Genomic DNA, 17,923 nt, shown 5'->3' with positions numbered 1-17,923 from the left:
ACAGAGCCCAGGCGAGGCCGCAAGCCTCGCCTCTCATTACGCGAAGATCAGGAAAGGCTGACCCCGTGCGGCAGCCGACGGGCACCGTCAAAACGCGCGGCCCAGTAGGGATCGCTGAGACTGGCTACCTGCACGCCCGTAGCTGGCGTTTGCGCACTCACAAACTTGCCTTTACCGATGTAGATGCCAACATGGGAAAATGCGCGATGCATGGTGTTGAAAAAGACCAGATCACCCGGCTTCAGGTCCCGGCGGGGGATTGCCGGCAGGGCGGCCGCCTGCGCGTAGGACGTACGCGGAACGAAGATGTCAAACTTGGCGAAGATGTACTTCACAAACCCACTGCAGTCGAAGCCTGTACGCGGACTGGTCCCGCCCCACACATAAGGCGCACCGATAAAACGCAAAGCTGCTGAAACCAGACCATGAGGTGAAAGCCAGCTACCATTGTCGGGGACTGCTTCTGCCGTCGCGTCCTGCGCCGCCAAAGCCACATCGTTGCGCAGTTCAGAGCGGGCGTTGTCTCCAGCAGCAAAGTCCCCTTCCTGCTGCAGCGCCTCCAGGGGATGACTCGCCCAGTAGTAGGCCTGACTGGCAAGCATCTGCAGGGCAACCCCCAGCGTTCCACTCGGGCGCGATGACACGGTATTTTCTGTGGCTGGTGTCACGGCCACGGCCTCACTCGCCTTGACTGCCGGAGCGGCAGCCACAGGCGCGTTATCCGCCACTTTGTCAAGGATCAGAGCCGCATTGATGAAATGTGCCGAATCCACGGGATGCACTTCATCAGGGATGGGGCGCGAGAAGGAATAATGTGGCAAGGGATTGGCCTGCGGTGCAGCGCCTACCCCCGCAAAGGGCACAGGGGAAAGATGCATCAATTGCAGCGCGCTGGGGGCGAGGCTATCGAAACTGGCCGGCTGGGTATCGAGAGTGTCGCGGTAAACAGATGACTCGTCGACGTGGCGCTGTCGGTGCAGCACGGGCCTGGCCTTGTGATGATAGGTGACGGCGTGCGTACGCTTACCCACTTCGTGATGGCGCGGTTTGGTATGCGCCTGCGCCATGACCGTCCCTGAAAAAAATACCGCCAGCGTTACCGCCACCCCCAACAAGCTTCTACGCATCGCGTTCCTCCAAACGCCCTGGAAGCGTCGCTGCATGGGTTCTATCGCGAGAACCACAGGCAGAGACACGCCCCGACCCAACGCCGCCTCAGACCACGACGGCAGATCGCCTCCCTACACTTGATGCACTGTATTAGCCATAACTAACACGAATGCCCCATAACACCTGTTTGGGAATCTAGGCGAAAACGTTCCATCGCGCAAGCATTTGTCAGCCGCTTGAAACAGGGTGATAACTTTCTGCTGGCGCAAATTCTGCTTACTCCCAGAGAAGGCGGTCTAGCGGAGGTGCATTGTGGCTACGAGCAAAGTTTTCTGGTCTAGATTTTGGAGAAATTTCCTCGGACTTACAAACGGTTACAAAAATATCCGGCTAGGTTTCGCCCTCGCGCTCCTGCTTCTGCCTCTTATCCCTGGCACGGCACTTGCGCGAGTTGGCGCAGTCCCGGCCAAAGTATGGTCGCAGTTGGGACAGAGCCACTGGATTGCGCAGGGTAATGGGGCGCGCGTGCTCTACGTGATCTTCGATCCCAACTGTCCTTACTGCCATGTGCTCATCGACGAGTTGCAACCCCTGATCAAACCCATGCATCTGCAGGTACGCTATCTGCTGGTCGGGTTTCTGGATCCGGGCAGCAGCCAGGAAAAAGCCGCCTACATCTTGCAGGCGAAAGATCCCCTTGCGGCCATCCTGGAAAACGAGAAGAAGTTCAACATGGAGCACTTCGGGGGAGTGCCCGAGGTACTCCCCGATGCCCGCAGTGAAAAAATCCTCAAGGACAACCTTGCGTTATTGACCAGCATTGGACAGAAAATCGTACCCACCATGATCTACCCGGAAAAGGACGGAAGCTATCAGGTTGTGCAGAAGGCCCTGGGGCCAAACAGCCTACGTGACGTTCTGAAGGGCATCCCAGAGCAGGCCAAGAACTTGCCAGCTCAGTAGCCCCCACGTATCCTTCGCCAAAGGAAAATCGCGGAGGAATCATGCAGGTACGGGTAGCTGCCATGCAAATGGCCATTTCGGAAGATCGCTCCGTCAACCTGGCCAAGGCCGAGCACTGGGTGCGCCAAGCGGCTGCGTCCGGTGCGCAGATCATCCTTCTGCAAGAACTGTTCAGTACCCCATACTTTTGCAAGGACCAGAACATCGATTTTTTTGCCCTTGCCCGCCCCCGCGCAGAGGATCCTGCCCTGCTCCGCATGCAGACCCTGGCGGCCGAACTTGGCGTCGTACTGCCCGTGAGCTTCTTTGAGCGCGCTGGCAATGCCTATTTCAACAGCCTCGTCACCTATGATGCCGATGGCCGGGATCTGGGACTCTATCGCAAGGCGCATATTCCCGATGGCCCCGGCTATCAGGAAAAATTTTACTTCAGCCCCGGTGACACTGGCTTTCGGGTCTTTCCCACTCGTTTTGGCCGGCTTGGCGTAGCCATTTGCTGGGATCAGTGGTTTCCCGAAACGGCCCGCGTCCTCGCCTTGCAAGGGGCAGAGATGTTGCTCTACCCCACTGCCATCGGCTCCGAGCCCACGGCGCCCGAGATCCATAGTCGCGACCATTGGACCCGCACCATGCAGGGTCACGCCGCCGCCAACGTCCTGCCCGTCATTGCCGCCAACCGCATTGGGAAAGAGGATGGGGAGAGCGCCAGCATCACCTTCTATGGTGGCTCCTTCATTACCGATGGTACAGGTGCGCTTATGGCCCAGGCCGATCTGGAAGAAGGATTCATACACGCCGATCTGGATCTTGCCGCCATCGCTCGCCAACGTATCGATTGGGGTCTGTTCCGCGACCGGCGCCCCGATCTATACGCCCCTATTTGTAGCTTTGACGGTAACATTCAAAATTAATTTTTTCACCAAGGAGAGTAACATGCGTATGATCGATGCCTATACCCATGCGATCTTCCACAATTATGCGCGCTTCGATGGGCGTATGTCCCGCGCCGAATACTGGTGGTTTGCCCTTTTTAACTTTCTGATCTTCATTGGTATCGTCATACTCGGCGGCATACTCGGCGCATATTCTGCGGGGGAGAAATCGACATCTGGCGTTCTGGTGATTGGACTTTATGGGATATATCTTCTCGCCACCTTTCTTCCAAATCTCGCGACGCAAGCGCGCCGTCTGCACGACGTTGGGCTTTCCGCCTGGCTGTTGCTGCTTTATTTCGTTCCCTATATCGGATCCCTTGCGCTCTTGATCATTACCATCTTCCCCGCGCGACCAGCCGGCGAACGCTTCGGCCCTTACTACGATAGCGTGCCCGTCTGAAGATCGCTTTACCCCGTTGTCTGCCGGCGATTCTGGAACCACGCCAGAAACGCCGGAAACAAGGAAATCAGGATGATCAAAAGCAGGAATGGGGTGAGGTAGGCCTTCACCCAAGGCAAGCGACCCAGGAAGAATCCTGCGAACAGGAGGCCGACAATCCATAGCACCGCGCCGACCACATTGAAAGAGGTAAAGCGCGCCCAAGGCAAGCGCGCGATGCCGGCAACAAAAGGCACAAAGGTGCGAATGATCGGCAAAAAGCGGCCAATGATGATGGCCTTACCCCCATGCTTGCGATAAAAGGCCTCGGTCTTCGCCAGATGACCGGGCTGCAGACGCCAGCGACCCGAAAACAGATGTGGCCCGAAACGTCGGCCCAGACTGTAATTGAGTGCATCTCCCAGCACCGCCGCGGATACCAGCAAAGGAATCAGAATCGCCAGCGACATATGGCCAGCGCCGGCTAGCGTACCGCAGACAAAAAGCATGGAATCCCCAGGCAGGATGGGCATGATCACCAGCCCCGTCTCGGCAAAGAGGATGAGAAAGAGGCCGAGATACACCCATGCTCCGTATTCCTGCAGGAACAGAGCCAACCACTGATCGAAATGCAGGGCCACCTGCAGCAGGTGTAACATCAAGGTTCGTCGCGATAACGCTCGTAATGGCGTAGAAATAGGCTTTCCAACTCAGTGATTGCCTCTGCTGCGGGCAGGCCGCCGACCGCATGCTTGGACATCACCGAGGCGGTGTCGTTGAGCATCACCTTGGCGTCGAGCATGTGGTAGGCCTCGCGCAGGCGCTTGATGGCCCCGACCACCGTCTCCCCCTCCCGCGCCGGAATCTGCAAGGGTTCGAGAACGGCAGCGTCGGCATTGGCGGCCGCATCCTTTCTGCGACTGACAAGAAACTCGGCAAAGGTCAGCAGTTGCTCGCGCTGGGCATCATCCAGCTTGCGGCTCACGCGCAGTAAGCGGCGCTCATACGCATTCATGATTTATCTGCCGGAGCCAAATTGAGGGAAAAAACGCGTGGCTTACGCTTCTCGGACATCAAGGAAAGTTCCTGCACCAAGGCCACCAGTACCAGATCCGTGGTCTTCTGCATCTCGGGCCAGAGCTCGCGCGCCTGCGCCAGCAAGTCCCCAATATTGTCTGGCGTTTCCCGATCCTCTTCCATGAGAATGTCTTCAATCAGGCCCGGCTTCATTTCCGGGCGAAAGAGCAAGGCCATGGCGCTACCGTCATTCGGTCGGAAGGCGATCCAGCGACCTTCATCGTCTACGACCAAGGGCTCGATGGCGTCCGGCAGTTGGGCAGTACCCGCTGCCCAAACCATGACCTGGCGTCCGTCGACTGCCTGCGCCAGGGGATCGTTGCGCCCCGCTTCCGTCGCATGGGCGGTGGTAAAATAGGCATTGTGGTAGGGCTCCAGCGACAACTCCGCACCCTCTTGCTGAGCAATCAGCAATGCTCCCAGTCCCAAACCCACAATGGGCCGTCCGGCCTTGCGAAAGGCAGCAATGGTCTGCAGCTCCTGTTCCAGCCAGGGATATTTGTCCTGCTCCAGGGGGGACATCGGGCCACCGAGCAGGAACAATGCGTCGAAAGTCAGCGCGCTACTCGGCAACTCCTGATTGAGAAAAACACGGAAATAACTGAACCCGATGTCTCGTTTTTCCAGCTGACTCTCGATAATGCCCAAAAACTCGGAATAACTGTGCTGAACGACCGCAAAATGCTTCATGAACGGATCACCCCGCGTTGTTTGGGCAAGGTGAGAAAATCCTTGGCGCAACGCTCTTTGGAAAATTCGAGGAACTCGTCCATCACCAGACTGCGGAACTTCTGTTTCTGGTAAACGAAAAAGTAAGGCCGCGCCAGGGGTGGATTGAGCGGGCGAGCGACAATGGAACCCAGGGCGAGCTCTTTGAGCACCGTTGCCTCGGAGACAACCGCAACCCCCAAGCCACCCTCCACCGCCCCCTTGACGGCCTCCGGGCTGCCCAGCTCCATGGTGATATGCAGATCTTGGGGATCGACACCTTCCTGACTGAGGTATTCCATGGTGACTTCCCGGGTACCGGAGCCCTCTTCTCGTGATACGAAGGGGAAGTCGAGCAGTTCTCGAGCGGAAACCGTCTGATGTTCCGACAACGCATGATCCGCAGGCGCGATAACGATCATGTTGTCCATGCAGCACTTCAGCGTGGCCAGGCTCTTGTTGGTCACCACTCCTTCGACCAGGCCCAGATCGATACTGTTATCTTCGATCATGTGCACGATCTTGTCGGTGTTGCCGACGTGCAGGCGCACCTGGACATCCGGGTACTTCATTTTGAAATCGCCGAGGACCCGCGGCAGCATGTATTCGGCGATCGTCGTACTGGCGCCGATCAGCAGATGGCCGCGCAGATCTCCGGTCATCTCGCCGACACGGTTGGACATTTCTGAATACAACGACAGAATCCGTTCTGAGTATTCGTACACCACCATACCCGCCTCCGTGAGGCTGATGCGGTTATGGGTACGATCAAAGAGGCGGGTGTTGAACTGCTCTTCCAGTTGCTTGACCTGGAAGGTCACCGCCGGTTGTGTCATGTGCAGGGTCTCTGCCGCCTTGGTGAAGCTCAACAAACGCGCCACCGTGTGAAAGACCTGCAATCGTCTGTCTGCCATATTTTTCCCGTCGCCCGCGACTTTGCCAGAGTTTAGGGGTAATATCAGAGCGGTTCAACACATTATTCCGGGAGATCACTTGTGCCGAAGGCCTGGGAGAAGCTCGACCTCAAGGGCGAGGGGCTGCAGAGCGTGCAGATTCGCCTGCAGCAACTGCAAAAAAAAACCACTACCGCATACCTAACCTGGCTAGGCTTCCTCCTTGGCCTACACCGGTTTTATCTACAGCGCCCACTGGCCTGGGCATATCCTGTCGCCAGCTTGGTGGTGGTCATCCTCGCATTGACACTGCCATGGCCGTTTCCCTTGGGCCTGGGGGTATTGATACTGGTCGCCGCGCTGATCGACTTGCGCCACTTGGGCAACTGGGTGAGCCAACACAACCGTGAGCAACGCAAGGCGGCCTGGTTTGCGCAGCAGACGCCAGCGGCGCCCAAGGATTTTCAGGGGCGCCCGGAAAACCTCGATGCCGGCCAGCAGTGGGAGAAGGAATTACGGGAATACCGGAACGTCAAGGAAAGCGAACGCGCTGGACATCCGGCCGAACCTGCTGCGACCAAAAAAGGTTTCACGGCCGGCAGCCGCCGCCTGTCCTTTGCTGAACAGGAGCGCCTCCTCGCCGAGATCAGCAAAAAGAAAAAGGAAAGCGACACCGAGCGGCCGTAGGAAACGTCTTTTCTGCTCAGTAAGGAGAATATAGACCCTACTTCTCCTTCTCGAACATGGCCAGGAAGCGCTCTTTCTCCAGAGGCGCCTGCTGGGCAACGGCGAGAAAATCAGCCAAGTGCAGGGGGTTGCTCATACCCACCAGGGTTACCGCAATTCCGGGCGTCGAGCGGACAAATTGCGTAGCGCGCTGCGCAGCATTGGCCAGCTCGGGCATGGCCTCTTGCAATGATGGCACCTCTTCCCGCCCCAGCAGCCCCTTACCCAGCGGATGACTGGCCATGACGGTTAGCTTGAGCTGATAGGCCGCCTGAATAGTAGACGCGATGTTCCCTTGGCCAGTCACCTGACTGAAGCGCGTATAGGCCTCGGGCATCAGCGCGTTGAAGGGAAGTTCGACGATACGCAGGTGGTGGCGTTTACCCTCCCCCGCCGCCTTCTCCGCCAAGCCCAGCAGGCTGGTCATCGACTGAAACAAGGGATTATCGGTCTCCACCCGACAGGCGTTGAAGGTGGAAATCCCGTAGTAGCGTAGTTTGCCCTCCGCCACCGCACCCTCCAACGCGGCGAAGACCTCGATCAACTTCCGGTAGACCTGCTCCTTGCCGATGACGGGGATTTGCACCTCGGGCTGATCCACCAGGAAGGCGTCCAGGGTTGCCAGGCCCGTCTGCGCGCGCAGCTCATCGAGTTGCCAAAGGAGATATTCCGGGCTGAGGCAGTGGATACCATGGGCAAGATCTTCTTTTTTGCCGCGTCCTTTGGCCTCGACCTCCTCGGCAAAGAAGGTTTCGAGATTCTCTGGTTTCCCATTGGCAAAGGTGAGAAATCCCCCCTTACCCAGCACGAAGAACTCCTCCCGCTGTATACCCGCCTGCAGGGCCTTGGCAATCCCGGCACCTACCGCGCGGCCTGCTCTTCCATAGCGGTAATTGGCACCGGTATCGATCACATTGATCCCCGATTGCAGGGCTTGCGCCACAATGGCGGCAACTGCCACATCGGTTACCTCGTCGATAGCGCCGGGGAAGGTGCCCACGCCAAGGGAAGAGAGCTTGATACGGGTGTTGAGAAAATCACTGTAATGTCCCTCGGGCAGACCCGCCGCAACAAAGCGTTCGGCATACTTTTTGGTCGCCAGACTGTTGGCGGCACCAGGGACTAGATCAGGGGTGTCACTCATACCTGGACTCTCCTATCGCGGAAAAGGGGGTGCTCCTGGAAAAGGGCTCTTAGCCGCTCGCCGATCTCCGCCCGTATCGGGCCTTCACAAGGCAGGTCATCGAGGCGTTCGAACTGCCGCGAATAATCCGGAGCGTCTTCATCATTGAGCTCCCAGTCCACCGCTGCAAGCAGCGCGCGGCCGGGCGCAGGCAGGGTAGCCGGCAACTCCCGGCCGGAGAGAATCGCCCAGAGACCAGTCCAGCAGCGCGCCAGGGCGATGGGATGATAACCGCCCCCGCCCAACACCAAAAGGCGCGGGCTGTCGGCCACGATGCGCCGTGCCATCTCCCAAAAAAAGACGTTACTGATGCGAAACTTGCTGAGTGGATCTGGGGCAAGGATGTCGGTACCTGCCTGCAATACCACCACCTCTGGCGTAAAGCTTTCCATCACCCGCGGCCAGAGAGCGGTAAATACCTGCCGGTACTCCGTGTCGTTGACCTCCGGCGGCAGTGGCAGGTTCAGCGCCCCACCGGCCTGGTCAGCGAGGCCGCCGCCATGAAAGGGATAGGCATAGGCGGTATCCATGTGGATGGAAACCGTCTGCACCAAGGGATCATCGACGAAGGCAGCCTCCACCCCATCGCCATGATGTGCGTCCAGATCCCAATACAATACCCGCAGACCCGTACGACGCAGCCGCTGAATGGCCAGTACCGGATCGTTCAGATAACAGAACCCGCGCGCCTGATGCGGCGCTGCATGATGCATCCCCCCCGCTGGACTGAAGGCCGTCTGCCCCTGCAACACCAGTTCGGCCGCCTGGATACTCGACCCGGTTGCCAGATTAGGGGTGTCAAAAAAACCCGGGAAATAGGGGTTCTCCAAGGTGCCAAGCTGGTAGACGCGGCGATCCTGATCGGTGACGCGACCCCGAAACTGCGCCTTCTCAAACGCCTGAATGTACTCGCGGGTGTGAAAGCCCCAGAGCTCAATATGGCTGGCAGGGCGGCCCAGGCGATACTCCCCTGCACCCATCGCCCCGTAGCTGTTGATAAGATCGAGGGTCAAAGAGACGCGCGGAATGGCCAGGGGATGATTTTTGCCGTAGCTGTTCCGGCGATAGCGCGCCGCCCCCACGAAGAGCGCCGGAGACGTTGCTGGAATCCGCTCCTGCAGGAGCGCGGCCTCGTTCATCCATGCCCTCGCAGGCGCAGGTAGATTTCCGGAAGTCGCTGCGGCAAATGGTCGATCTGGGGCAGGACCAGATAGTGCCCCTGCCCAAAGACCAGGGGCAGATAATCGCCGCCGCGCGGATCGAGACTGATACAGAAGGCATGTACCCCGAGATCCCGCGCTTCGCGCACCGCCATGCGCGTGTCTTCCTGCAGATAGCGGGGGTCACCGCCATCGTCGTAATCAGCCGGCCGCCCATCCGAAAGAATCAACAGCAAGCGCCGTTGCGCGGGGCTGCGCAGCAACTGCCGGGTACTGTGACGAATTGCCGCACCCATGCGCGTTGCCAGGCGTCCGCTCAGGCCACCGAGCACCGCCCGTGCCCGCGCGTCGAAGCGCTCGTCGAAGCGCTTGATTGGGTAGAGCAGGACCTCTTGATGATACTTGCTGGCAAAGCCATAGAGAGCAAAGGGATCGCCCACCTCGACCAGGGCCTCGCCAAAGAGCAACATGGCCGCGCGGAGGCGGTCGACCACACGAATGCCGGTGTCTGCCGCCTCGGCCATGATCGAAGTGGAGAGATCGGCCAGCAGGAGTACGGCAGTATCGCGTTGCAAGGGTCGGCGTTGGCGGTAGATATTGGCCTTGGGGCTCTGCCCGGCGCGACGCTCGACGACAAACTGCACGGCAGCATCGATATCCGGCTCTTCACCTTCCTTTTGTCGCCGCAATGGTGCCATGCGCGTTGGCTTTTGTGCTTGCAGGGCCTTCTTCAGGCGGCGCATGGTGCCGTCATACTCGGCGGCGATCTCCACTGCCCGTGCCTCGTCCTGCTCGCGCAGTTTGCGCTCGTGCACCCGTGCCCAGTTGTCTTTGTACTTTTCCTGGCGGTAGTCCCATTCCTTGTAGGGCCAACCGCCTTTCGGCCCCTGCACCCCGCGGCCACTGCCATGCACCTTGGCCGGCATAGGAATCCCCACCCCTACCCGGCCACCGGTACCTTGAATGTCCTCGGGCGGGATCTCCATGTCTGGATCGTTGCCTTCCGCTTGCTGCGGCGCTTCGCGCGGCTTTTCTTTGTGGCCGGCAGCACCGAGTTGCCCCCCAGCATCCATCTCCACCACCTCAGTCTGGCCATGTTTGCGGGGGTAGACGGGCCGCGCGGCATTGGGGGAGTGTCCGGGCAGGAATGCTGCCGCTCGTTCCGCCAGAGTGATGGCGGGAAGCCCGGTGTGCGCGTAGCGTGCCAAGGCCAGACGGAAGGCGTCGAGGATGCTAGCGGTGGGAGAAGCAAGAGAGGCCAATTCGCTGGGGAGCTGCCCGGATACAGCGGAACGAGTAAGCTGCAGGGCCTCGCGCCAATAGGCCCCGGCCGCACCAGGGGGCACCGACCGCTGCTCCGCGACGCGCAGCAGCCGCGGCAGATAACCTGGCATTTCGCGTTCCATGGCGAGATCGACGCGTAGGTCTTCCAGAATGTCGAAGATCAGCTGAAAGCGCAGCAGATCCTGACCAAACTGGGCAAAAAGCGGCCGCCAGGTGATGCGCTGATCGGCGTCGAGCGGCGGATGTTCCGTACCGATTTCGCGGAAGAGCGCATGGATAGCGTCTTCATCGTAGCTGCCAAAGGCGAGATGTGCACCAGTGTGGTAGAAGGCGAGGATGGCCTCCTCCCGATCGGGCATCACCGCCGGCACGAAGAGGCTGCGGCCATCGGTTTCGAGAAAGCTGCGCCCGCCCTCTACACTCCAGTCGCCGTCCTCAAAGGGCAGATGCAGTCCCGTCCAGGCCTGCAAGAGCAGGGCAAAGAGCCGTTTGTGCGGACCGATGCGGAAGCCCGGCAAGACCTCCAGCAAAAAAGCACGGGCCTCGTCGCTTTCGAGTTTGTACCAGGCCTCGCCGCGAATGCGGCCGGCGGCAAGAATGTCGCGACCGCGCAAGGCCCAGTCCTGTACCCCATCCAATCCACAGATGGCGCGCACCTTGATTGCACCCTCGAGGTAACTGGCCAGCCCCAGACGTCCTTTGGCCAGCTCCCGTGCCGGCGCCAGCAGGGTGCGCAGGTCCTCGGCACCATAGCTGCCAAAGAGCCGGGCGATGGGCGTGCGAAAATACGCCGCGGCGCTATCGACATGACGACCGATCCAGTCCGCGCCTTCTTCGTACCAGATCTTCTCTCCGGCCACGCCGTATTCCTCGCGAGCCTGGGCGGCTTGCTCGAAATACCCTACCGCTGCACGAAAGGTGCCGCGCTGGGTCAGGAAGATGCGCGCCTGTTCGAGCCAGGGGTCGAGACCGCCAAAGGCGCGCACCAGAGTCTCGGTTGCATGGAAAAAGGCCTTGCCCGCCTCGCGGTCATAAAAAAAGAGATCGCGGCCTGTCTCCAGATACCGCAAGACGGCTGCCTCGCCGAGCGCTTCAACGGCGGGCACGGCCGCCCGAGCATCGCGTCCGGCGACAAAACTGACCGCTTCCAGATGCTCGAGGATCTCCTCGCTGGCGGCAGACACGTCGGCCTCAGGCGCCGAAGAAGGTGGTAAAGATTTCCGTCAGCGCCGCGGCGAGTTCGGGATCGTCTGTCTGCGGGCTGATGATGGCGGCCTCGATTGCTTCGAGGGGGGCCAGCCCCGCCGCCATCAGGGTACCGGCATAGACCAGAGCACGGGTAGAGGTGACCTCTTGCAGACCCTGATCCTTGAGATTGCGAGCCTTGGCCGCTCCCTGCACCAGCTTGCTGGAGCGCTCGGCATCCAGCCCCGACTCCCGCATCACGATCTGCGCTTCCAGCTCTGCGGGGGGGTAGGTGAAGTTCATTCCGACAAAACGCTGCTTGGTGGAAGGTTTGAGATCCTTCAGCACCGTCTGGTAACCGGGATTGTAGGAAATCACCAACAAAAAATCGGGATGCGCGCTGAGTTCCGTCCCCAGTTTATCGATGGGCAGATGACGGCGATGGTCGGTCAGGGGATGGATGACGACGGTGGTGTCGGTGCGCGCCTCGACGACTTCATCCAGATAACAGATGGCGCCCTCACGCACCGCGCGGGTGAGAGGACCGTCCTGCCAAACGGTTTCGTCACCTTCGATCAGAAAACGTCCCACCAGGTCCGAGCTGGTCAGATCCTCATGACAGGCTACGGTGATCAGCGGGCGCTTGAGGCGCCATGCCATGTGCTCGAGAAAACGGGTCTTGCCACAGCCCGTCGGCCCCTTGAGCATGACCGGCAGGCGCCGCCCCCAGGCCGCCATGAAGATCCCCAGCTCATTTCCCACCGGCTGGTAAAACGGTTCTTCGCTGATATAGCGCAGGGCATTGTCGCCGTGGCTGCTCCGACTCATGATGTCTCCTCTTGCGATTGTTCGGCATGGCTGCGGGCATATAGATATAAATGGCGCAGGGTGTGTAACAGCATTTTTTGCGGTTGCGGCGGCAAGGCATCTACGCGATCCATTGCCAGACAATTCTGGTAATACACCAGTTCGCGGCAATTATCGCGGATGGTATTCCAGTGCGGTTGCCCCTTCACCAGGGTTTTCCAGAGCGCGAGCAGATCCGCATCCGGATCGGATTCTTTGCCTTCGGATGCCAGCAACGCCTGCAATATGTCGCTCGCAATCGCCATGCCTTCCTGCAGATTTGCAGAAAACTCGTGATTTGCAGCATTGCGCCCAAGCGCCTCGATACGAGCTTGCGCCGCGTCCAGACGCGCCAGCGTCAGGGTTTTGTCGTACATGAGAACTCCTCTCGCCTTGCTTTAAGCTACCTTTTTTCCTCTGCTTCGTCTAGGATAAGCGTGTTTTACCTATCGACATCCATAATGGATTTTATGCACGGAAAAGGGGCTTTCATGAGCAAGACACTCGTCAAGATGGTCAAACTGAACAACCTGCAGTACAACACCAATCGTGACCCGCAGGTCTATCGTCGCGTGGTGGGTCATCCCTTTCGCATCCAAGCCATGCTCGACGGGCAAGGCAGCGCCAAGGTGAGCCTGACCTGCGAAGGCAAGACCCTGAAAGAGAGCAATGTAGAGTTGCCCGGCATGTTCTCCTACGAGCTGACCTTCAAGGATGCGGGCGTGCGGGTTGCCACCCTGACGGTTTCCAGCGACGGACAGAGCGAAAGCCACGAGCTGCTCCTCGACACCGAGGCGCACGCCAAGGTTGGCTGATCGACTGCGGTGCCCGCCTAGTGACGGGCACTGACTGCGTTACCAGGAAAATTGGCGCACGAATTCCGGCAGTTTCTGTAGGATTTCATCCTGATTGAAGAAGCGGTCGGCCCGCGCCGAGCGGGCAGCCAGCCGGTCTTCTTCGCTGCCCCCATAGCAGAAAATGGGGATATTCAGCTGGTGTTCACGACGGATTTCGTCGATCACCGCGTGATCGATCGCCGGGTCTCCCAAATCCAACACCAGAAAACGATGCAGCAGGATCTCCTGCCAATCGTCAAAATCTTCCACCGCCAGAGCTGCAGTCAGCGACCACTCTGCTGGCAGACTGTCACGCGCGAGATCAAGCATTTCCTCATCGCTCGTCATCCATATCAGACGTTTACGTAAACGATCTTCGATACTCGGCATCCCATTCTCCTGTTCTTCATTGATCGGACCAGACGGAAAGTTCTTCCAGTCGTTGCTGCCACAGCCTGGCGCTGCTACCCAGATAGCCATCCAAGAGGCTGGCCAGCAAGGGAGACCGAGCAGCAACGCCAGCCAGGGCCCAACTGAGCTCCGGCGGCCAGGCATCGCTCTCCACTTCCCGATAGCAACCGTCTTCCGTCCAGACACGCAGCCAGGCATCCGGCCAGTGTTGTTCGGTGAGGAATGCCCCAGCGCGCAGCTTGATACCATTGCGTACCCGCCGGCGGCCCTGGCTCTGCCAATCCATAGGCTCCCATTCTACCTGCTGCCATGCGGCACGCTCGCTGGCGTGGAGCTCCTCCTCAAAAATCTGCCAGCCCTGGGCCAGCAGTTGCGCCTTCCACGTACTCTGCAGATCGGCATGGCTGGGCATTAACTTGAGCCCTAGCTCAGTTTCCCAGCTGGTGAGGGAGGCGGACAGGGCGCGCGCCAGGGTATTGCGGAACCCGGGTGACGGCGCGGCGACACTGGCAACAAAGGGATGCCAGTCAGTCTGCAGCAGAAAACTCCCGGCCAGCACCAGACTCTTACCGATGGTAGCAGCACCAGTACTGCCAATGCGTCGCCCGCGACAGCGAAACTCCTGCCCCGCCGCGAGCTTCACTGGCAAACCATACTGCGCATGAACGGCTTGAATGGAGGGCGCCAGCCGCGCCAGCAAGTCCTCCGGACGCCGACACTGCACATCTGGGGTAGCCAGGAGAAAGTAATTCAGATGTGCCGGCTCCACCCAGACCAACCCACCGCCGAGAGGCCGCTGCAGGACAGCTATGGATGCGCAAGCAGCCTCATTCAGCTCCGCGGAGGCAGCCTGAGCAGCACCGAGGCTCAGATGCGCATCGGCCGTCGCCAGCACAAGGAACGCAGGATCATCGGCACGGCGCGCCTCTGCCAGGGCCTGATAGGACTGATGCAGCTCCTCGGCAGTCAAATGCCCGAGATCCAGCCAGCGCAGTTTCCTTTGCTCTGCGAGCACGATGCTCGACTCTACTCGGCGCGCTCCTTAGGCCGGTAAAACGAGGAAAAGTAGAAATCGCGCTCGTTGAGCTCCTCGTGCCAGCGGGCGCGATCCTGCACGCCCTGCTGCATGATGGCAGCAATGGCCATCGCCTGCTCGCCATCGAGGATCAAGATGGCATCGATCAAGTCTTCATCGAGTTCGATGAAATGGGCGGCCAACCCCTGCGGCTCCTGTATATGTACCAAATAAGACTTACACGCAGGATCTTCGGGGTCGAGAGGCGTCATGATCAGGCGTCCCAGATAGCCCATACGCGCCAGCTGGTTGAAACGGGGAATTTCGAGCTTCTTACCCTTCTTGTATTTGTTGAGTTCGTTCTTAAGGGTACTGACATCGGCAATCGGTATGGTCTTCATAGGCTCCTCGTGTATCCACTGCTGCCTAGTGTCTGGCCTGCCGGCCCTCGATGCAAGCCCGTAGAACGCAAAAAGGGGGAGACTTGCGTCTCCCCCGTACCCTTGAGGAGGGGTAAGAGTCTTAGAAGTCGTAGCCGACCTGGACGCCGTAGGAATTCTCGGCCAGGGTCGAGGACGCAGCAGCCTGCTGATCGCCATAGTACGCAAAGGGGGCCGATCCAGGCGCGCCGGTCATGGTATTGGCAAACTCGTGCATGTACGCTTCCGTCAGCTTCCAGCCCATCCCCAGTTTCTGCGTGGCACCAAAGGTGATGGCATTCTGGACAACAGCCGGGAAGATGGTGTTGGCAGCAATCGCGTTACTGTTGTTCGGCACCGGGTTGGATCCCCAGGCATAACCAGCACGGACCTGCAGCCAGTCGTTTACATCATACTGGGTACCAAAGTTGGCAACCCACTGGTTACGCCAGTTCAGAGGCAACGCTTCTACATTTGTGCCTTGCCATGGGCCATAGATATTGAAAGTATTGAGGGTGTTGTGCCAGTTGATCCATTGTCCCTCTACACTAATCAGCCATTGACGAATGGGTCGAATTGCTATACCCAGAGCCACCTGCTGGGGATAGTTCAAATGACCACTGTACTGACCTGGGCTACCAGGAGTACGGTTGGGAGCGGTTTGCGCTCCAGCCTGAAAAGTCAATGGCGTAAAGATCATGGGCGACTTGTACGTCGCACCCAAGGTTACCATGTCGTTAACCTTGTACAGCGCTCCAATGGTCACTCCAACGCCATAGGCCCACGAGGGAGTCGAAAGATTAAGACCGCCAGTTTGCGCGATTGGCCCTATTGGAGACATCTGGCCATTCGGCGTCATTACAGATCCCGGGGCATATCCCGTCATGGTCTGCTGGAAAGAACCTTGCTCCGCAGCAATGTTCAACGAAGCACCAACTGCTAAGTGGGAATTCACCTTCATAGCAATCGAGGGAGCCATCTGAATGAACGTGATGCTGCTATACGCTTGCGCATAGCTGTTTGGATAGCCAGGAATTTGTGAAGGCACTTGCTGCAGATAGTTTACACCCAATCCGGATGTACCATACACACCACCACCGAACACGATACCGTCACCAAAGGCAGGCGCAACCCAGCCGATAGCCGGAATGCCATACACATTGCTGTGGCTACCAATTTCCCCAAAACCCATATTGGTCTTGCGGGTAGGGTTGAAGATCTCGGCAGAGAAGGCCGCCTGCGGACGCATCAGGGCCAGACCCGCCGGGTTGCTGATGGCGGCAGACAAAGGGTCATCGGGGGCTGCTACCACGGCACCACCCATACCTACGGCATACTGACCAACGCCGATCAACTGATAGCCATTGGTAGCGAAAGCATTGCTGGAGAACCCCGCAGCAGCGATGGCCGCGGCAACTGCATAGCCTAAAATTTTCGTCTTCTTCACTTCCTCGCCCTCTGTTGTCAAAACGTATTTTGATTGTGGCGGATAGAACAAGGTGTTGCAAGAACTGTCACAATCAAAGTTTTTTCGCTTCGATCAAAAGAGAAAATACTGTGATTTGATGATATTTCTTATCATAACATTCTAATGAAACGAGAAAGGGGCCACTCGGGCCCCTTCTTTTCGCAGTGATCCAGATCAACCGGGGAACTGCAGGTCCTTCAGGCGCATCTGACGCCGCACGATCTCCACATCCTGCTTGTTGAGGACGAAGGGGAAGGAGCGGATGTCGGACGGCGAAGAGTCCCCATAGGGACGATTGCAGGCGCTCACCTCTTCGTCATCCTTACCCGGGCAACCGGAAGTCTGGAAGGGCTTGCCCGAGTCGATAATGTCCTCGAGTTCCGCCTGCGGGAAGCCAAAGTCTGCCACCCGACCATACTCATCAAAGCTCATGTCTTCAAAACGACCACCAGCATAATCAATGAGAAAGCGACCCAACTGCACCCGCCGCCACTGGTCCTGCGGTACCGGATCCCAATCTTCCATCATCGAGCCCTTTTCCGGGAAGAAGGCAAACATGTGGTTGTGCCCGCCCATATCCTTCATCCGCTGGCAAACCTGCAGGATTTCCTGCTCGGTCTCGCCCATGCCACAGATCAGATGAGCACCAAACTTCTCCGGCCCGTAGATCTCGGCAGCCCACTCGATCGCCTGCCAATACTTGTCCCAGGAATGGGGGCTTTGCACGGTCTTGCCGCGGGTGCGTTCGAAGATTTCCGGGGTGACCGCATCGAGAGCCACGGTGAAGATATCCGCACCCAGCTCTTTCAGGGTGATGAGGTCCTGTTTCTCCATGGTCGTGGGGTTGGACAGGATCGACACCGGAATATGCGGCGCCGCCTCCATCCACCGCTTGAGCACCACTTGGGTATCGTAGTCGGAATCGGGGTGGGTGATCATGCTGATGCACATGCGCTCGAACTGTCCCTTGTCACTGTTGGCGGCAATCCGCTCCAGCATCTCGTCCACCCGAACCGTCGGCCAGTCGACACGGATGAAGTTACGGTCGGCGTAGTCGCGGCTTTCCTCCCGATGCCGGGCCAGACCGCAGTAGGTGCAGTTGGCGCGACAACCTTCGGGATAGGTCATCAACAGATTCAGGCAATGGGTGCAGCTGGTGCGGTGCATCACCCCGGGAATGAGTCCCAGGGTGATGGCTGCCGCCGTGCTCAACTGCACATAGTCGGGAGACCGCATGGCCGGCGTCTTGACGAAGTAATCGGGCCGATAGAAGTTCAGGGGTTGATTGGTTTCCGGGGCTACCGCACTCATGGGACATCCTCCTC

Annotated in this window: 20 protein-coding genes; 5 read left to right on the top strand and 15 right to left on the bottom strand. The window is 58.9% G+C overall.

The window, feature by feature from the left end; translation table 11 throughout:
• Positions 1 to 47 precede the first annotated feature (47 nt).
• Positions 48 to 1,127 (bottom strand): C40 family peptidase, encoded by a 1,080-nt coding sequence (locus MQE22_RS02895; protein ID WP_226826988.1) that lies wholly within the window; start codon positions 1,125 to 1,127, stop codon positions 48 to 50.
• 295 nt (positions 1,128 to 1,422) lie between these two features.
• On the opposite strand from MQE22_RS02895, the gene MQE22_RS02890 reads away from it, so the two are divergent.
• Genes MQE22_RS02890 through MQE22_RS02880 form a run of 3 tightly spaced genes read left to right on the top strand, consistent with a single transcriptional unit; the run spans position 1,423 to position 3,408 of the window.
• Positions 1,423 to 2,073, top strand: a complete 651-nt coding sequence (locus tag MQE22_RS02890) for a thioredoxin fold domain-containing protein (protein WP_255790088.1) — start codon at positions 1,423 to 1,425, stop codon at positions 2,071 to 2,073.
• Positions 2,074 to 2,114: 41 nt separating this feature from the next.
• Complete coding sequence (gene aguB, locus MQE22_RS02885; RefSeq protein WP_215872320.1) at positions 2,115 to 2,984, top strand: N-carbamoylputrescine amidase; 870 nt, start codon at positions 2,115 to 2,117, stop codon at positions 2,982 to 2,984.
• Between the two features lie 28 nt (positions 2,985 to 3,012).
• The gene (locus MQE22_RS02880; protein ID WP_215872321.1) at positions 3,013 to 3,408 is read left to right on the top strand and encodes a DUF805 domain-containing protein; all 396 of its coding nucleotides are present in this window, start codon (positions 3,013 to 3,015) and stop codon (positions 3,406 to 3,408) included.
• 8 nt (positions 3,409 to 3,416) lie between these two features.
• Here the strand turns inward: MQE22_RS02880 and MQE22_RS02875 are convergent, their stop codons facing one another.
• From MQE22_RS02875 to MQE22_RS02860, 4 genes are read right to left on the bottom strand one after another with little or no spacing between them, the layout of a single operon-like run.
• On the bottom strand, positions 3,417 to 4,046 hold the full coding sequence (locus tag MQE22_RS02875) for a VTT domain-containing protein (RefSeq protein ID WP_215872322.1): 630 nt from the start codon (positions 4,044 to 4,046) through the stop codon (positions 3,417 to 3,419).
• Positions 4,046 to 4,402, bottom strand: a complete 357-nt coding sequence (locus MQE22_RS02870) for a hypothetical protein (protein WP_215872323.1) — start codon at positions 4,400 to 4,402, stop codon at positions 4,046 to 4,048. Before MQE22_RS02870 ends, MQE22_RS02875 begins: the two co-directional genes overlap by 1 nt.
• Positions 4,399 to 5,154 carry a type 1 glutamine amidotransferase gene (locus MQE22_RS02865; RefSeq protein WP_215885756.1) on the bottom strand — a complete coding sequence of 252 codons (756 nt, stop codon included), beginning with the start codon at positions 5,152 to 5,154 and terminating at the stop codon, positions 4,399 to 4,401. The genes MQE22_RS02870 and MQE22_RS02865 overlap by 4 nt, the downstream gene beginning before the upstream one ends.
• Entirely contained in the window at positions 5,151 to 6,086 is a 936-nt protein-coding gene (locus MQE22_RS02860) for a selenium metabolism-associated LysR family transcriptional regulator (protein ID WP_215872325.1), read from the bottom strand. Before MQE22_RS02860 ends, MQE22_RS02865 begins: the two co-directional genes overlap by 4 nt.
• An 81-nt stretch (positions 6,087 to 6,167) precedes the next feature.
• Here MQE22_RS02860 and MQE22_RS02855 point away from each other — a divergent pair, with 81 nt between their 5' ends.
• On the top strand, positions 6,168 to 6,752 hold the full coding sequence (locus MQE22_RS02855) for a TM2 domain-containing protein (RefSeq protein WP_215872326.1): 585 nt from the start codon (positions 6,168 to 6,170) through the stop codon (positions 6,750 to 6,752).
• A gap of 37 nt (positions 6,753 to 6,789) precedes the next feature.
• Here the strand turns inward: MQE22_RS02855 and MQE22_RS02850 are convergent, their stop codons facing one another.
• The 5 genes from MQE22_RS02850 to MQE22_RS02830 are packed head-to-tail and all read right to left on the bottom strand — an operon-like array spanning position 6,790 to position 12,826.
• Positions 6,790 to 7,935, bottom strand: coding sequence for an aldo/keto reductase (locus MQE22_RS02850; RefSeq protein WP_215872327.1), 1,146 nt, complete (start codon positions 7,933 to 7,935; stop codon positions 6,790 to 6,792).
• Positions 7,932 to 9,113 carry an acetoin utilization protein AcuC gene (locus tag MQE22_RS02845; RefSeq protein WP_215872328.1) on the bottom strand — a complete coding sequence of 394 codons (1,182 nt, stop codon included), beginning with the start codon at positions 9,111 to 9,113 and terminating at the stop codon, positions 7,932 to 7,934. The genes MQE22_RS02850 and MQE22_RS02845 overlap by 4 nt, the downstream gene beginning before the upstream one ends.
• The gene (locus MQE22_RS02840; protein WP_215872329.1) at positions 9,110 to 11,602 is read right to left on the bottom strand and encodes a nitric oxide reductase activation protein NorD; all 2,493 of its coding nucleotides are present in this window, start codon (positions 11,600 to 11,602) and stop codon (positions 9,110 to 9,112) included. The genes MQE22_RS02845 and MQE22_RS02840 overlap by 4 nt, the downstream gene beginning before the upstream one ends.
• A 7-nt stretch (positions 11,603 to 11,609) precedes the next feature.
• Positions 11,610 to 12,431, bottom strand: coding sequence for a CbbQ/NirQ/NorQ/GpvN family protein (locus MQE22_RS02835; RefSeq protein WP_215872330.1), 822 nt, complete (start codon positions 12,429 to 12,431; stop codon positions 11,610 to 11,612).
• Positions 12,428 to 12,826 (bottom strand): hypothetical protein, encoded by a 399-nt coding sequence (locus tag MQE22_RS02830; RefSeq protein WP_215872331.1) that lies wholly within the window; start codon positions 12,824 to 12,826, stop codon positions 12,428 to 12,430. Before MQE22_RS02830 ends, MQE22_RS02835 begins: the two co-directional genes overlap by 4 nt.
• 114 nt (positions 12,827 to 12,940) lie before the next feature.
• On the opposite strand from MQE22_RS02830, the gene MQE22_RS02825 reads away from it, so the two are divergent.
• Positions 12,941 to 13,264, top strand: coding sequence for a hypothetical protein (locus MQE22_RS02825; RefSeq protein ID WP_215872332.1), 324 nt, complete (start codon positions 12,941 to 12,943; stop codon positions 13,262 to 13,264).
• A 39-nt stretch (positions 13,265 to 13,303) separates the two neighbouring features.
• Here the strand turns inward: MQE22_RS02825 and MQE22_RS02820 are convergent, their stop codons facing one another.
• The 5 genes from MQE22_RS02820 to MQE22_RS02800 all read right to left on the bottom strand — a co-directional run bounded on the left by MQE22_RS02820 (position 13,304) and on the right by MQE22_RS02800 (position 17,909).
• A complete protein-coding gene (locus MQE22_RS02820; RefSeq protein ID WP_215872333.1) occupies positions 13,304 to 13,675 on the bottom strand; it encodes a hypothetical protein in 372 nt (123 codons plus the stop codon).
• 16 nt (positions 13,676 to 13,691) lie between these two features.
• On the bottom strand, positions 13,692 to 14,711 hold the full coding sequence (locus MQE22_RS02815; protein WP_255790085.1) for a lipoyl protein ligase domain-containing protein: 1,020 nt from the start codon (positions 14,709 to 14,711) through the stop codon (positions 13,692 to 13,694).
• A gap of 11 nt (positions 14,712 to 14,722) precedes the next feature.
• Complete coding sequence (locus MQE22_RS02810) at positions 14,723 to 15,112, bottom strand: hypothetical protein (RefSeq protein ID WP_215872334.1); 390 nt, start codon at positions 15,110 to 15,112, stop codon at positions 14,723 to 14,725.
• A gap of 121 nt (positions 15,113 to 15,233) precedes the next feature.
• Positions 15,234 to 16,628 carry an OmpP1/FadL family transporter gene (locus tag MQE22_RS02805; protein ID WP_226826897.1) on the bottom strand — a complete coding sequence of 465 codons (1,395 nt, stop codon included), beginning with the start codon at positions 16,626 to 16,628 and terminating at the stop codon, positions 15,234 to 15,236.
• A 144-nt stretch (positions 16,629 to 16,772) separates the two neighbouring features.
• Positions 16,773 to 17,909, bottom strand: a complete 1,137-nt coding sequence (locus MQE22_RS02800) for a radical SAM protein (RefSeq protein WP_215872336.1) — start codon at positions 17,907 to 17,909, stop codon at positions 16,773 to 16,775.
• Positions 17,910 to 17,923: the final 14 nt, after the last annotated feature.

The sequence above is a fragment of the Acidithiobacillus sp. YTS05 genome, from assembly GCF_024396695.1.
GTDB lineage: Bacteria > Pseudomonadota > Gammaproteobacteria > Acidithiobacillales > Acidithiobacillaceae > Igneacidithiobacillus > Igneacidithiobacillus copahuensis.
The sequence above is the reverse complement of the archived record's forward strand: the minus strand, read 5'-3'. Positions and strand labels throughout refer to the sequence as shown.